General features: G+C 41.1%; 19 protein-coding genes. 7 read left to right on the top strand and 12 right to left on the bottom strand.

Translation table 11 applies throughout. From position 1 onward, the window contains the following. Window positions 1-176: 176 nt before the first annotated feature. From mgtE to ACT3RM_RS03535, 12 genes are all read right to left on the bottom strand, one after another. On the bottom strand, window positions 177-1,535 hold the full coding sequence (gene mgtE / locus ACT3RM_RS03590) for a magnesium transporter (protein ID WP_441834727.1): 1,359 nt from the start codon (window positions 1,533-1,535) through the stop codon (window positions 177-179). A 118-nt stretch (window positions 1,536-1,653) separates the two neighbouring features. Beyond that, window positions 1,654-1,926: an HPr family phosphocarrier protein gene (locus ACT3RM_RS03585; protein WP_441834728.1), complete on the bottom strand. Its 273-nt coding sequence runs from the start codon at window positions 1,924-1,926 to the stop codon at window positions 1,654-1,656. Window positions 1,927-1,947: 21 nt separating this feature from the next. Beyond that, window positions 1,948-2,793, bottom strand: a complete 846-nt coding sequence (gene rapZ / locus ACT3RM_RS03580) for an RNase adapter RapZ (RefSeq protein WP_441992740.1) — start codon at window positions 2,791-2,793, stop codon at window positions 1,948-1,950. Window positions 2,794-2,805: 12 nt separating this feature from the next. Next, on the bottom strand, window positions 2,806-3,255 hold the full coding sequence (locus tag ACT3RM_RS03575) for a PTS sugar transporter subunit IIA (RefSeq protein WP_441834750.1): 450 nt from the start codon (window positions 3,253-3,255) through the stop codon (window positions 2,806-2,808). A gap of 4 nt (window positions 3,256-3,259) precedes the next feature. Next, the gene (hpf, locus tag ACT3RM_RS03570; protein WP_441834730.1) at window positions 3,260-3,547 is read right to left on the bottom strand and encodes a ribosome hibernation promoting factor; all 288 of its coding nucleotides are present in this window, start codon (window positions 3,545-3,547) and stop codon (window positions 3,260-3,262) included. A 28-nt stretch (window positions 3,548-3,575) separates the two neighbouring features. Then, on the bottom strand, window positions 3,576-5,069 hold the full coding sequence (locus ACT3RM_RS03565) for an RNA polymerase factor sigma-54 (protein ID WP_441994550.1): 1,494 nt from the start codon (window positions 5,067-5,069) through the stop codon (window positions 3,576-3,578). Between the two features lie 61 nt (window positions 5,070-5,130). Continuing rightward, entirely contained in the window at window positions 5,131-5,856 is a 726-nt protein-coding gene (gene lptB / locus ACT3RM_RS03560; RefSeq protein WP_441834732.1) for an LPS export ABC transporter ATP-binding protein, read from the bottom strand. Then, the gene (lptA, locus tag ACT3RM_RS03555; protein WP_441834733.1) at window positions 5,853-6,377 is read right to left on the bottom strand and encodes a lipopolysaccharide transport periplasmic protein LptA; all 525 of its coding nucleotides are present in this window, start codon (window positions 6,375-6,377) and stop codon (window positions 5,853-5,855) included. The genes lptB and lptA overlap by 4 nt, the downstream gene beginning before the upstream one ends. Continuing rightward, a complete protein-coding gene (gene lptC / locus ACT3RM_RS03550; RefSeq protein ID WP_441994551.1) occupies window positions 6,367-6,921 on the bottom strand; it encodes an LPS export ABC transporter periplasmic protein LptC in 555 nt (184 codons plus the stop codon). Before lptC ends, lptA begins: the two co-directional genes overlap by 11 nt. After that, window positions 6,918-7,469 carry a 3-deoxy-manno-octulosonate-8-phosphatase KdsC gene (kdsC, locus tag ACT3RM_RS03545; protein WP_441994552.1) on the bottom strand — a complete coding sequence of 184 codons (552 nt, stop codon included), beginning with the start codon at window positions 7,467-7,469 and terminating at the stop codon, window positions 6,918-6,920. Before kdsC ends, lptC begins: the two co-directional genes overlap by 4 nt. Beyond that, window positions 7,469-8,440, bottom strand: coding sequence for a KpsF/GutQ family sugar-phosphate isomerase (locus tag ACT3RM_RS03540; protein WP_441994553.1), 972 nt, complete (start codon window positions 8,438-8,440; stop codon window positions 7,469-7,471). The genes kdsC and ACT3RM_RS03540 overlap by 1 nt, the downstream gene beginning before the upstream one ends. A gap of 26 nt (window positions 8,441-8,466) precedes the next feature. Continuing rightward, window positions 8,467-9,444, bottom strand: a complete 978-nt coding sequence (locus ACT3RM_RS03535; RefSeq protein WP_441834737.1) for a calcium/sodium antiporter — start codon at window positions 9,442-9,444, stop codon at window positions 8,467-8,469. 282 nt (window positions 9,445-9,726) lie between these two features. On the opposite strand from ACT3RM_RS03535, the gene ACT3RM_RS03530 reads away from it, so the two are divergent. From ACT3RM_RS03530 to murA, 7 genes are read left to right on the top strand one after another with little or no spacing between them, the layout of a single operon-like run. After that, entirely contained in the window at window positions 9,727-10,542 is an 816-nt protein-coding gene (locus ACT3RM_RS03530; RefSeq protein WP_441834751.1) for an ATP-binding cassette domain-containing protein, read from the top strand. Then, window positions 10,542-11,321, top strand: a complete 780-nt coding sequence (gene mlaE, locus ACT3RM_RS03525) for a lipid asymmetry maintenance ABC transporter permease subunit MlaE (protein WP_441834738.1) — start codon at window positions 10,542-10,544, stop codon at window positions 11,319-11,321. Before ACT3RM_RS03530 ends, mlaE begins: the two co-directional genes overlap by 1 nt. 13 nt (window positions 11,322-11,334) lie before the next feature. Next, window positions 11,335-11,883 carry an outer membrane lipid asymmetry maintenance protein MlaD gene (gene mlaD, locus ACT3RM_RS03520; RefSeq protein ID WP_441834739.1) on the top strand — a complete coding sequence of 183 codons (549 nt, stop codon included), beginning with the start codon at window positions 11,335-11,337 and terminating at the stop codon, window positions 11,881-11,883. Between the two features lie 5 nt (window positions 11,884-11,888). Further along, window positions 11,889-12,560, top strand: coding sequence for an MlaC/ttg2D family ABC transporter substrate-binding protein (locus ACT3RM_RS03515; RefSeq protein ID WP_441834740.1), 672 nt, complete (start codon window positions 11,889-11,891; stop codon window positions 12,558-12,560). Next, window positions 12,553-12,846 (top strand): STAS domain-containing protein, encoded by a 294-nt coding sequence (locus ACT3RM_RS03510; RefSeq protein WP_441834741.1) that lies wholly within the window; start codon window positions 12,553-12,555, stop codon window positions 12,844-12,846. Before ACT3RM_RS03515 ends, ACT3RM_RS03510 begins: the two co-directional genes overlap by 8 nt. A 5-nt stretch (window positions 12,847-12,851) precedes the next feature. Further along, window positions 12,852-13,109 carry a BolA family protein gene (locus ACT3RM_RS03505; RefSeq protein ID WP_441834742.1) on the top strand — a complete coding sequence of 86 codons (258 nt, stop codon included), beginning with the start codon at window positions 12,852-12,854 and terminating at the stop codon, window positions 13,107-13,109. 12 nt (window positions 13,110-13,121) lie between these two features. Beyond that, a complete protein-coding gene (gene murA / locus ACT3RM_RS03500) occupies window positions 13,122-14,381 on the top strand; it encodes a UDP-N-acetylglucosamine 1-carboxyvinyltransferase (protein WP_441834743.1) in 1,260 nt (419 codons plus the stop codon). Window positions 14,382-14,407 lie beyond the last annotated feature (26 nt).

Genomic DNA, 14,407 nt, shown 5'->3' with positions numbered 1-14,407 from the left:
TACGAGAATGGCTATGGATAGCTGTAAGCACACGAAAAGTAAGGGTGGTTAGCTAGGATGGCAGCAATATTAGAAGTGTTAAGTAGTAAAAACCATAAGTGCATGTTACTAAATGCCGCCCTTAGTGAGTATGTAGAGTTGAGCTAATTCAAGCAACTTTTCTTACACTAACTCAATTAAATCAGTAACCAAGTTGCAGTGCCTAAAAAGGCGAAAATACCTATTATATCAGTCACTGTAGTTAATAACACACTACCTGCAAGGGCTGGATCTATATTCATCTTTTTCAAAATTAGTGGAATACTAGCACCGGCTATACCTGCTGCTACTAAGTTCATAAACATAGCAAAAGCAAGCACGGCTCCCAACTTAAAGTCCCACTGCCAAATAGCGACCACGCCTGCTATTAAAATTGACCATACCACGCCATTAATCGCGCCGATAGCCAGTTCTTTCATCAGCAAAAAGCGTTGGTTGGTTTGATTTATATGGCCAACTGCAATACCGCGGATAACCAGAGTGAGTGTTTGACTACCTGCAACACCCCCCATCGACGGCACAATACCGTTAAGTACGGCTAGAATAGGTAAAACAGCGAGAGTGTTTTCAAAAAAGCTGGCGACAAAAGCAGCTGTTAACGCCGTCAATAAATTCACACCAAGCCAAATAGAGCGCTTTTGGGAGCTTTTTAATACGGGAGCAAAGGTATCCTCTTCGTCATCAAGGCCGGCTAAGCTCAATAAGCTATGTTCAGCATCTTCACGAATAACATCAACGATATCATCGATAGTAATACGACCAAGTAATTGTGCGTTATCATCAACAACAGGGGCTGAAATCCAGTTATGGCGTTCAAACAGCTGCGCAACGTCACTCTCATCCATAGAGATGGCAATTGACTCACAGTCTTCATCCATCAAATCACGAATGACTTTATCCGGAGAGTTAGTTAATAGTACGCTTAGCGGCATTGCGCCCAAAAAACAGTTATGCTTATCAACTACGTATAAATCGTCGGTGCCTTCAGGTAGCTCGCCGCGTAAGCGCAGATAGCGAAGGACTACATCAATAGTAACATCAGGGCGAATAGTCACCGTATCGGTGTTCATTAATGCCCCGGCTGAGCGCTCTTGATAAGAAAGTGCTTGGGTAGCACGTTCTCTATCTTGGCTGTCCATGGCGCCAACCACATTTTGATAAACTGTATCGGGCAGGCTACGTAATACTTCGCCGAAGTCATCATCGCTCATGTCTTCAGTGGCAGCAGCTATATGCTCAGGTTCCATTTGCGCAATAATACCCAAGCGCACATCTTCAGAAAGCTCTTCGAGTACATCACCTTGCACATCAGGGTCGACCAGTTGCCATAGTAAACTACGGATTTTATGCGGAGATGACTCTAGTAATAGCGCGGTATCGCACGGGGCCGTTTTTGCTAACATACGCCTGACTTGAACAAACTGCCCACTATTGAGTGACTGAGTCACCTGTTTTAGTTGTTGTAGTGGATAATCCTGTTCAAAAGTATCGGGCATTGGCGTCCTTATAAAAATAAACTATTACGAAGATAGAAAAATTCAGATAATTAACAATGTTTTGGCTAAAAACTGTATTTAGTTTACCGCAATTTAAAGACAGACACCAAGCGCAAGCTTATTCTTGCTCGTTAAAACGCTCTGCTATTAACTGTCCGATGGCTGCAAGCGCGGATTTTGCATCAGGGCCTTTACAAATAACTTTTACTTCTTTGCCTTTACTGCTTTCTAACAGCATCAGTGCTAAGACACTGTCGCCAGCCGCTTGTTTTTCATCTTGAAATAGCGTTATGGTGGCATCAAATTGCACTGCTAATTGTGCAAGAACGCTAGCAGCACGAGCATGTAGGCCTAACTTGTTTTTAATTAAAAAAGTATCTTCTGCATACATTAATTGTGGCTACCTTGGTATTTATATTTCTTGTTCACGGTGGCGAATTTTCACATTTGAGTGAGACATTGCAAAACTTTCACCAATGGTTTGCGCTAAATAGACTGAACGATGCTGGCCACCTGTGCAACCAATAGCAATAGTTAAATAGCTACGATTATTACGCTCTAAATGAGGCAGCCATGTTTGTACAAAGGTTTGAATTTGCCAGGTGAACTTTTGCACTATACTGTGACTTGCTAAATAATCCTTTACTGGTTGATCAAGTCCTGTCAGTGGCTTTAACTCAAGTTCCCAATGTGGGTTTGGTAAAAATCGTGCGTCAAATACGTAATCAGCTTGTTTAGGAATTCCATGTTTAAAGCCAAATGATTCAAAAGTTATGATTAATTTTTTGTCTTTTTTGCCGAGAATTTTTTCACGAATTGATTCAGCCAGCTGGTGGACACTTAAATCGGTGGTATCAATAATAAAATCAGCATGAGTGATCAGTACATCCAGCAATATTTTTTCTTGTTTTATCGCTAAATCAAGCGGTAAAGAGTCAATCGATAATGGATGCAGGCGACGAGTCTCAGAAAAACGTTTTATCAGTGTTTGCTCGTCGCTGTCTAAATAAAATAAAGTTGGTTTTGCAAATCCAGGTAGGTATTCGAGTATATCGTTAAATTCTTTTTGTTCTTTAGGCAGGTTTCTAACGTCGATGCTAACAGCTATTTTGTCGTAATTGTCTGATACACTTCGTACTAGAGACGGTAATAGGTTAACTGGAATATTATCTACGCAGTAATAGCCTAAGTCTTCTAATACTCGTAGCGCAACGGACTTCCCTGAGCCTGAGCGGCCGCTGACGATAATTAACTCCATTACTAGTCTCCTTTATTGTGCATCAATTACATTAAATAAATCTTGGTCCGTTTTTGCGCTACGTAATTGTTTGCAAAACTCTTTATTGTTTAGTTTATCAGCAATGGCGGCTAGCGTCTTTAAGTGCAGCTCACTATCACCGTCAGGGACGATGAGTGCGACAAATATATCAACAGGGCGATTATCGATAGCATCAAAATTAATGGGTGATTTACTCACTAGCACAAGCGCTAAAGGACTATCAATACCATTCATTCGGCCATGAGGAATAGCAATACCTTTACCTATACCTGTACTCCCCAACTTTTCGCGAGTCAACAGCGCATTAAGTATATCTTGCTGGACTAAATGCGGTAACTGCTCGTGGGCTAGCTGGCTTATGAATTCAATAATGCGTTTTTTGCTATTAAAAAGGACCGCAGCTTTACTGCAGTCCTGACAAGTAAGTGAGCTTAATTTCATAGGATTAATGTCGAGCAATCTTCTCTTTGTGTTTGATTACTTGGCGGTCTAGTTTATTTATAAGTCCGTCAATCGCGGCGTACATGTCTTGGTGCTGTGTCGAAGCGAACAACTCCGCGCCACTGACATGTAAAGTGGCTTCTGCTTTTTGCTTTAGTTTTACTACATCAAGAATGACATGCACATTGTTTATATGATCAAAGTGCCTTTCTAGCTTCGCAAATTTACTATTTACATAGTCTCTTAATGAATCAGTAATATCTACATGGCGACCCGTTAAATTTAATTGCATAAGCATTTTCCTTCTGTGTGTTAACGCCTTAAATCAAACTTTTTCTTTGGTTCGATGGTGGAATAGCAAGCGACTCGCGGTATTTTGCAATGGTGCGTCTAGCCACTTTTATTCCTTGCTCTGCCAATATATCTGCTATTTTGCTATCACTCAACGGTTTCGCTGAGTTTTCTGCGCTGACTAGCTTTTTGATCAGAGCACGAATAGCTGTTGATGAGCATTCCCCCCCATTTTCGGTGCTTACATGACTTGAAAAAAAGTATTTCAACTCAAAAATACCGCGTGGAGTATGCATATATTTTTGCGTAGTTACTCGCGAAATTGTTGACTCATGCATTTCCACCATTTCAGCTACATCATTTAAAACCATTGGGCGCATAGCTTCGGGTCCATGTTCAAAAAAACCTTGTTGTTGCTGCACAATGCAGTTAGTTACTTTTAATAAAGTATCGTTACGGCTTTCTAAGCTTTTAATAAACCATTTGGCTTCTTGCAGATGAGAGCGAATGAACTGGCTGTCACTGCTTGATTTAACAGAGCGAGACATTGCCGCATACTGGCTGTTTACACGAATTTTTGGCATGCTGTCGGGGTTAAGCTCAACTATCCAGCGGCCTTTTATTTTCTTCACTGACACATCAGGAATAACGTACTCAGATTCTTCACGCACAATGGTATCAGCCGGCTTGGGATTGAGACTGTGAATGAGCGTCATAACCTCTTTAAGCTCGTCTTCTTTAAGCTTAGTCTTTTTCATTAAAGTACGGTAATCACGACTGGCTAATAAATCGATATGATCAGTTAGAACCTTTTTTGTCTCGCTAATCCAAGGGGTTGCGGGATCAAATTGATTTAGTTGAATACATAGGCATTCAGGTAAGCTGCGTGCGCCGATGCCGATTGGGTCAAAAAGTTGAATTCTCTTTAACACAGCTTGTATTTCATCAAGTTCTATTTCTTCTTCGCCGCCTTGATTCAAGCTTTCTAATAAGTCTTCACAACTAACGGTTAAAATACCTGATTCATCGATGCCTTCAACAATAGCTAAAGCGATCGCCTCATCAGTGGGACTAAATGGCGTTAACTGTAGTTGCCACATTAAATATTCGTGCAGTGTTTCTGTTGATGCACCTTGATAAATAGATTCATCTTCAGGCATTGGCCCTGATGACGTATTAGGGGCTGCACTCATGTACTCATCCCACGTAACGTCCATTGCCATTTCGTCACTCACGGTTTCTTTAGTTAATGCTTCTGAGCTTTCTTGTTCGTATTCGCTTGAGGTTTCGTCTGGCGAAGCGCTAACCGTGACATCATCTGTATCTTGCTTTTGTTCATTTTTACCAGCATCTTCGTCACTAAAATTTTGTTCTTCAACCTCAAGTAATGGGTTGCTATCTAACGCTTCTTGTATTTCTTGCTGGAGATCCAATGTACTAAGTTGCAGCAGGCGTATCGCTTGTTGCAGCTGTGGTGTCATTGTAAGTTGCTGGCCCATGCGCAGCTGTAATGATTGCCTCATGTATCTCTAACAATCCTTTTTAAAATGTTGTCATAATTAATACTAGCAGATGCTAGTCGATTTAGAGTCTAAACTGTTCACCTAGGTAAACATCGCGCACTGTTTTATTATTTAATACGTTTTCAGGAGTGCCAGATGCAATTAGCTCCCCATGAGAAACAATGTAGGCTTTTTCACAAACATCAAGGGTTTCTCGTACATTGTGATCAGTAATAAGTACGCCTATACCTCGGTTTTTAAGGTGTTCAATAATCTTCTTTATATCTAACACTGAAATAGGGTCAACACCAGCAAAAGGCTCATCTAAAAGAATAAATTTAGGATTGGCTGCTAATGCGCGAGCTATTTCTACCCGGCGGCGTTCACCACCAGACAATGCCATGCCTTGGCTATCACGAATGTGTTGAATACTTAGTTCGTCAAGTAATTCATTTAGTACCTCTTCGCGTTCAGTCTTTTTTAGTTCTTTACGAGTTTCTAAAATTGCCATTAAATTTTGGTAAACGGTGAGTTTACGAAAAATTGATGATTCTTGTGGTAAATAGCCAATTCCTAAGCGTGCGCGGCTGTGCATTGGTAGTAGCGTTATGTCTTGCTCATCAATAGTAATACGCCCTTTATCACTTGGAACTAAACCAACAATCATATAAAAAGTGGTGGTTTTACCCGCACCATTTGGGCCAAGTAAGCCAACAATACTACCTGCACTGACTTCAAGACCGACATTTTTTACGACTTCGCGGCCTTTATAGCTTTTTGCTAAAAATTCTGCTTTTAAAGTGCTCATGGTTGGCCTTTTTCGTTATCTTTTTTGCTGTTTATAGGCACTAAAATGGTGTGTACTCGGTCGTCAGAGTTTTCATCTTTTTCGGCGCTAATAAGCTGTTGCTGCATATCGTAGGTGATGCTTTTAGCATTAATTTCTTGTCCTGCCTGAGTCACTTTAGCATCACCAACTAGGGTCAAAAAGCGTTTTGCTACGTCGTAACGTACTTCATTGGCGCTGGCGCTCATTACAGTGCCATCGGTTTGCTTTTCTTCAAAGTAGGCAGGCTTGCCTGTTGCGATTAACAATTGTTTATTTTCGCCTAAATCGCCGCGTTTATGAACCTCAAGGCGATCGGCTGTAATATGACGATTACCATGAATTACTTCGACATTTTTTTCAAAAATCCCCACATTTTCTTTAAGTTGTGCTTGCTGCTTATCGGCACTAATTGATACTTGATCTGCAGGCGGCGTGGCTGCGATTGTTGAAAAAGCGATGAATAGGCTTGGTAATAGTATTTTAGTTAGTTTATTGGTCATAATATATGGTTCGCGTATGGTTGATAAGTTCTATCACTTCGGCTTTTAAATCGGCTTCGAGGCCGCGGCCAGTGATCTTTAAATTCGGACCGATTAATTCTACCGGCTGCGCTGAACGCATGGTTTGTGCTTCGATATTTACTTCAATGTTGTCGGCGTTAATATTTTCAATCATAGCATTACTAGTTAAATTTTTAGCCACAACATCACCGTCTAAAATAAGGGTGTTGTTTTCGTATAACGTGGCTTCTTTAGCGTTTATTCGCCAAGTCTGTTGTTCGTTATATATTGTAAATATAGGCTGTTCAAAGTAAGTAAAGCCAAGCTTTCGGTAAAGCTCCATTTTTGTCGCTGTGACTTTATGGCTTATTTTGCCTTGTTCATCATAAGCTGTTTGCTTAAGGGCAACTGCTACATAATCAGGCTTAGCGATGATTTTTTCTTGTTTATTTTGATTGTCTAGAGGTTGATTAAAGTACGGATACCATAACCAAACCATAGTCGCTACAAATAAAATAGATAGAATTATACGCGCGCTATTCATGAGCTTGTGCCTGTGTTTGTTAACTGTTTATTATTAACTAACATCAGTAAGTCGGTTAATTCACGCACTGCACCAAACCCACCCGGTAGCATAGTTGTATAATGAGCAAGGCGCTTTATAAGTGGGTGCGCATCATTTACCGCTACCGCAAAGCCAACTTGTTCCATTACAGGCAAGTCAGGGCCATCGTCGCCGATATAAGCGATTTGGTCATCGTTGAGCTTTAATTTATTTTTAAGCTCTTGATAGCTTAGTAACTTATCCTCTTGGCCTTGGTAAATATGTTGTACGGTTAGGCTAGTCATGCGCTGCTGAACTATCTGTGAATGACGCCCGGTGATCACCGCAACTTCAAAGCCACTATTAATAAGCGCTTTAATGCCAAAACCATCTTTGGTGTTAAATGCTTTTAACTCTTCGCCTTGGTTACCTAAATAGATGCGACCATCTGAAAATACGCCATCAATATCACAAATCAGCATTTTGATTTTTTTTGCGCGTTGCTCTACGTCGTGGCTTAGAGGCTGGTATAAATCAGAAAATTGCATTATAAAACTCCAGCTTTAAGTAAATCTTGCATGTTTAACGCGCCAATAGGGCGGTTGTTATCATCAACCACAATTAAACCGTTGATGCGTTGACGTTCCATTATATTTAGTGCTTCAGCAGCTAGCAATTGTGCTTTGGCGGTTGTACACGAACGGGTCATTACTTCAATGATTGGGGTGCCATGAATATCAATACGTTGCTCTAAAATACGGCGTAAATCACCATCAGTAAATAACCCTGCTAATAAGCCTTGGTTATCGACAATGGCTGTCATGCCAAGGCCTTTTGCCGACATTTCAATTAATGCGTCTTTAATGGTTTGCTTATCAGTGATAATAGGCACTAGCTCATTGGCATGCATCACATCGTTTAAGCACAGTAGTAAGCGCTTACCTAGGCTTCCGCCAGGGTGTGAAAGTGCAAAATCATCAGCGGTAAAACCACGAGCTTCAAGCAGTGCAACTGCCATGGCATCGCCCATGGCAAGTGTGGCGGTGGTGCTGGCAGTTGGGGCTAACCCCAGTGGACAGGCTTCCTCAGTGACTTTAATGCACACATGTGCATTAGCGAGGGTAGCCATAGTTGACTGCGGGTTTCCTGTCATGCTTATTACTTTTGCGCCAATACGTTTTAGTACCGGTATAATATTAAGTACTTCGCTGGTTTCACCTGAATTTGAAATGAGCATAACAACATCATTTGGGGTGATCATGCCTAAATCGCCATGACTGGCTTCACCAGGATGAACAAAAAAAGCTGGGGTCCCGGTACTGGCGAGTGTTGCAGCAATTTTATTGCCAATATGACCAGATTTACCCATGCCAATTACAATAACGCGGCCATCACATTGATACATTAACTGGCAAGCCTGATTGAAGTTATCATTCAAATATTGGCTTATATCTACAAGCGCTTGGCGTTCTATTTCAAGTACTCGCTTACCTTGCTCTATAAAATTTAGCTGCGTCATTGTGCTACTCGTATGATGAATGGCTGTTAGCCAACTTGGCTGAAAATATAGCCTTGATAGGCAATAAATGCGACTAGTAATAAACCGCCTTCTACTCTATTAATGCGGTGTGTGCCTCTAAAACTCAAGGACATGACGATAAGTGCAATTGTTGCGCCTATCATTATCAGTACATCTCGGTTGGCTGCTGATGGGTCGATAATTGACGGATTAATAATACCTGCCAATGGTAAAACAGCTAGAATATTAAAAATATTAGAGCCGACAATATTACCTAGAGCTAAATCGTCCTCTTTTTTTAATACCCCAGCAACGCTAGCAGCAAGTTCGGGTAAGCTGGTGCCAATGGCAATGATGGTTAAACCAATAACTAAATCGCTTAAGCCAAAATATTTTGCAATATCGACCGCAGAGCCGACTAAAAAGTGCGAGCTAATAGGGAGTAATATTATACCCACTGCTAACCAAAATACGGCTGACTTAGTTGGTACATTATTAGGCACGTCTTCGCAGGCCTCGCTGACAAATGGGTCATCAGCTTGAGTTTGTTTTTTGGCTTTAATTGATATAGTAATAAGGCCAGCAATAAATACGATAAACGCAACCAGTAGCGCAATACCTTCAGTGAATGAAAAGTAGTTATCTGAAAATACGTACCAAGTAGCCACTGAAATCAGTAATACTAATGGCATTTCACGTTTTAATGTTGATGAAGAAACTGATAAGGGCCGTAATAGTGCTGTGATACCCAACACTAGAAAAATATTAGTGATATTTGAACCTATCGCATTACCTACCGCAGTGTCTGTTTTACCAGCAAGCGCTGCTGATGCTGAAACCATCATTTCGGGAGCTGAAGAGCCCATTGCAACCACCGTTAATCCGATGATTAAAGTAGGTATCCCCATGTTTTTTGCCAGAGCTGCAGCGCCATAAACAAAGCGGTCTGCACTCCAAACTAGTGCCGCAAAACCTAAAATTAAAATGACAAATGATGTCAGCATGCCTGTACGCCAATTTTTTTAAACGAGATGACTATAAATAGTATCAAAAGCCAACATGAAAGTATAAATAAAAGAATCCGGTCAATTTGCTAGGATTGTGTACTAAGTCTCTTTAAAATGCGGGGCTGTATATACGTACGTAAATAAAATATTTAAGGGTAGGTTAAGCCAATAAAGGTGAGGATTAGATGGTTATGTAATAGAATATTACAAAATTTTACGATTTGTTTTTTCCATCTTGCTGCAAAAAGCCTTAAAATAGGGGAACTAGTGAAAATAGTTATGGAGAGCGACTTGTCGCAACCAATAGTAGAGATCAAGGATGTAACCTTTTTGCGAGGTGAACGCATCATATATAAAAATATGAGCTTCAATGTCCCAAAAGGAAAAATCACCGCGATTATGGGGCCCAGTGGTATTGGTAAAACCACCTTGTTACGTCTAGTGGGTGGGCAATTAAAACCCGACTGTGGTGAAATTCTGTTTGAAGGCAGCAATATTCCGAGTATGTCGCGTAAAGCACTATATGCTGCGCGTACTAAAATGAGTATGCTATTTCAAAGCGGCGCCTTATTTACCGATATGTCAGTGTTTGACAACATTGCGTTTCCTCTACGCGAACATACTAGCCTAAGTGAAGATTTAATTCGTCTAGTAGTCATTTTAAAGCTGCAAGCCGTAGGGCTTCGTGGCGCGCAAGATTTAATGCCATCAGAGTTATCAGGTGGTATGGCAAGGCGTGCAGCCCTTGCACGCGCTATTGCTTTAGACCCTGAATTAATCATGTACGATGAACCTTTTGCAGGACAAGACCCTATTTCCATGGGAGTACTAGTTAAGCTGATTAAGTCCCTTAATGAAGTGTTGGGATTATCATCGTTAATTGTTACTCATGATGTTACAGAGGTAATGAGCATTGCCGATCATGTTATTATCATTGCAGAACAAGGTGTTATTGGTGAAGGTTCTCCTGAACAAATGCGTAATCATGAATCGCCTTTAGTACAACAGTTTTTAAAAGGTCTATCAGACGGCCCTGTGCCATTTCACTTCCCAGCAACGCCTTATCAAGACGAATTACTTGGAGGGCAACAATAATGCTCGATTTACTACAACGCTTAGGGCATAAAACCTTGGGCCGTTTTGCGGCGCTGGGTCGTTCATCACAAATGTTGGTGGGTGCACTAGCTAATGTGCCGAATATTAAAAAAGGTACACCGTTACTGATCCGCCAATTATATATGGTTGGCTCTCAGTCGTTATTAATTATCATGGTGTCGGGTCTATTTATTGGTATGGTGTTGGCTTTACAAGGCTATACTGTCCTTGTTGGTTATGGCGCTGAAGATAGTTTAGGCCCTCTGGTTGCCTTGAGCTTACTAAGAGAGCTTGGACCTGTGGTTACTGCATTACTGTTTGCTGGGCGTGCAGGCAGTGCGTTAACGGCCGAAATTGGCTTGATGAAAGCAACAGAGCAGTTGTCGAGCTTGGAAATGATGGCAATTGATCCGCTTAAGCGTATTATTGCACCGCGTTTTTGGGCCGGCTTTATAAGTATGCCATTGTTGGCACTGATTTTTTCAGCAGTCGCTATTATTGGAGCACACCTTGTTGGGGTTGACTGGTTGGGGGTTGATTCGGGGAGTTTTTGGTCAATCATGCAATCGCAAGTATCTTTTCAACAAGATATTTTGAACGGTATGATCAAAAGCTTCGTATTTGCTTTAGTAGTGACATGGATTGCACTTTATAAAGGTTATGATTGTGTACCAACCTCAGAAGGGATCAGCAGAGCAACTACCGAAACGGTAGTGCATTCTTCTCTTGCTGTATTAGGTTTTGACTTTATTTTGACAGCGGTAATGTTTACCAGCTAATAGGGTATTAATAATGAATTCACGGAAATTAGAAATTTTAGTTGGTTTTTTTGTGGCTCTCGGTATTGCCGCACTTGCTATGTTAGCGCTTAAAGTGGCTAATGCAGGTATTGGCGGTGGAGTTGAAACTTATCAATTAAAAGCCAAGTTTGACAATATTGGGTCCTTAAAAACCCGCGCACCGATTAAGGTGGGTGGTGTGGTTATTGGTCGAGTAGAATCAATTAAGGTTCATCCACAAGAGTTTGTCCCTGTGGTTGATATGACTATTGACGCGCAGTATCAGTGCCGGTTTTCTAACACTAGCTCAATTTCGATTTTGACTTCAGGTATTTTAGGTGAGCAATACTTAGGAATTAACCCTGTTATTGCGCCAAAATCAGCTGAACAACGTTGTATGGGTGTTGAGGTAACGAGCAACGATGGAGATGTTGGCTTAGATGAGCTGTTTGGTGTGCAAAGTAAAGCGCTAAATGATGGTGACTTTATTACTGATACTAAATCAGCGATAGTGCTTGAAGAATTAATCGGGCAGTTTTTATTCAACCAAGGTAGCGAGTAATTATTATGTTTAAGAAAATTTTATGTGTTGTTGGGCTCGTTTTTATGAGCGGTGCTACTCAGGCACAAGATGTTGATTTAAAAGACCCTTATAAAATGGTTCGCCAAGTAGCTGATAATACTTTTCAGCGTATTACTAAAGAACAGTCAATCATTAAAAAAGATAAAGAGCGTTTACGCGTTATTGTTAGTGAAGAGTTAATGCCTTATGTGGATTATAAGTATGCGGCTTTGCGTGTATTGGGTAGTCATGTTTCAAAAGTCAGAGCGATTAAAGATCCCGCTGAGCAAAAAAAGGCTATTGATGAAATTAAGCGCTTTATTGATGTATTTCAAGAGTATTTAGTCGCTACATACGCTGGTGTATTTACCCAATATAGCAATCAGAGCGTAGAGTTTTCTCCAGCAAAAGCGTTTGCAGGACAAGATGTAGTGCTAGTAAAAACAAAAATTGTTGAGTCAGGCAAACCTGATATTAAAATTGACTTCAAAGTACGTGAAAACCGCAGTGGTGAGTGGCGCGCTTATGATATGGTTGCTGAAGGTATTAGTTTACTTGATGCTAAACAAAGCGAACTACAAGGCATTTTACGCCAGCAAGGGCTTACCCATGTTAGTGACTTATTAGAACAAAAGAGCAAATTGCCAGTGCAATTTAGGGGTAACACAGGTGAGTAATCTCACGGTCAATAATTCGAGTGATGGACAATTTAAAATAAGTGGCGAGTTGACCCGACATTCAATCGCCACTGAACGACTTATTAACAAGCAGCCACAAAGTGGCCATAAAACATGGTATTTTGACCTTTCTGAGGTTACAAGGGTTGACACAGCGGGCTTAGCTTGGTTAATTCACTCTTTCAGAGAATTAAAGCAGCAAGGCGTTCGCCTTGAGTTGCAAAATATACCTGAACAGCTGCAAAAACTAATGCAGTTGGGTCAGGTTACAACCCTATTTGAGTGAGAGTTATGGAAACAAGTCAGGTCGAAGTCTTATTACGCGATGAGTTACAATTAGCTGAAGTACATGTTAAAGCCAATGGTAGTCATTACGAAGTGATAGCTGTAGGTGAGTGTTTTGACGGTTTAAACCGCGTCAAAAAGCAGCAATTGGTATATGCACCTTTAATGAATACTATTTCAGATGGCACAATTCACGCAGTATCTATTCGTGCTTTTACTCCTACCGAGTGGAAACGCGAGAAAAAACTCATTTTACCTCAATAATAAGGCTTGCTCATGGATCAATTCGTAATTCAGGGCGGCACAGGGCTGGCTGGTGAAGTCACGATCTCTGGCGCTAAGAACGCAGCATTACCCATTTTATTTGCAGCGTTACTTGCCGATGGTAAAAGCCATTTCTCAAATGTGCCACGTTTACGCGATATTGGCACCACAGAGGCATTATTAAAAACTCTTGGTGCCGACGTACAGTGGCAACAAGATACACTCGTTATCGATGGCAGTGTGGTCGATAAAACGTTAGCTCCTTATGATTTAGTAAAGCAAATGCGAGCGTCTGTATTAGCGCTTGGGCCTTTAGTTGCTCGCTTTGGTCAGGCGCAAGTGTCACTGCCTGGTGGTTGTGCTATCGGTGCTCGCCCGGTTGATATTCATATCAAAGGCCTTGAACGTATGGGCGCGATTATTGAAGTTGAAAATGGCTATATCAATGCCAAAGTAGATGGCCGCTTAAAAGGCGCTGAAGTTTATATGGAAATGGTCAGTGTTGGTGCTACTGAAAACTTACTTATGGCAGCCACATTAGCTGAAGGTAAAACGATACTTGAAAATGCCGCCCGCGAACCTGAAATTACCGACCTTGCCAATTGCTTAATTGCCATGGGTGCTAAAATTAGTGGCGCTGGCAGTAGCCGTATCGAAGTGGAAGGTGTTGAAAAACTAAATGGTTGTGAGCATCGTATTTTACCCGATCGTATCGAAACTGGTACGTTTTTAGTGGCTGCAGCTATGGCAGGTGGTGAAGTATTATGTAAAGCCACAGATTTTCATAACCTTGAACCCGTTATTGAAAAGCTACGTGCAACTAATGCATTAGTTGAAGTAAACGATGATAGTATTTATTTGGACATGCGTAACCGTGAGCTCAAAGCGGTTAACATTAAAACCATGCCACACCCTGGTTTTCCAACCGACATGCAAGCCCAATTTACCGCTTTAAATGTGGTTGCTAATGGCAATGCAACGATCACTGAAACTATTTTTGAAAACCGCTTTATGCATGTACCAGAACTACAACGCATGGGTGCTAATATTCGTTTGGAAGGCACGACTGCTATTTGTGGTGAAACAACGGTACTAACTGGCGCACAAGTAATGGCTACCGACTTACGTGCCTCAGCAAGCCTTATACTGACTGGTATTGTTGCAGAGGGCGAAACTATAGTTGACCGTATTTATCATGTTGACCGTGGTTACCAGCATATTGAAGACAAGCTAAGTGCACTCGGTGCTAATATTAAACGTAGAAGTAATTAAATAACCTAAAACCTAGGTCCTAATAA

The organism is Pseudoalteromonas sp. AOP7-A1-14 (genome assembly GCF_052376275.1).
GTDB lineage: Bacteria > Pseudomonadota > Gammaproteobacteria > Enterobacterales > Alteromonadaceae > Pseudoalteromonas.
Note: the sequence above shows the minus strand (reverse complement) of the source record. Positions and strands in the feature narration are given on the sequence as shown.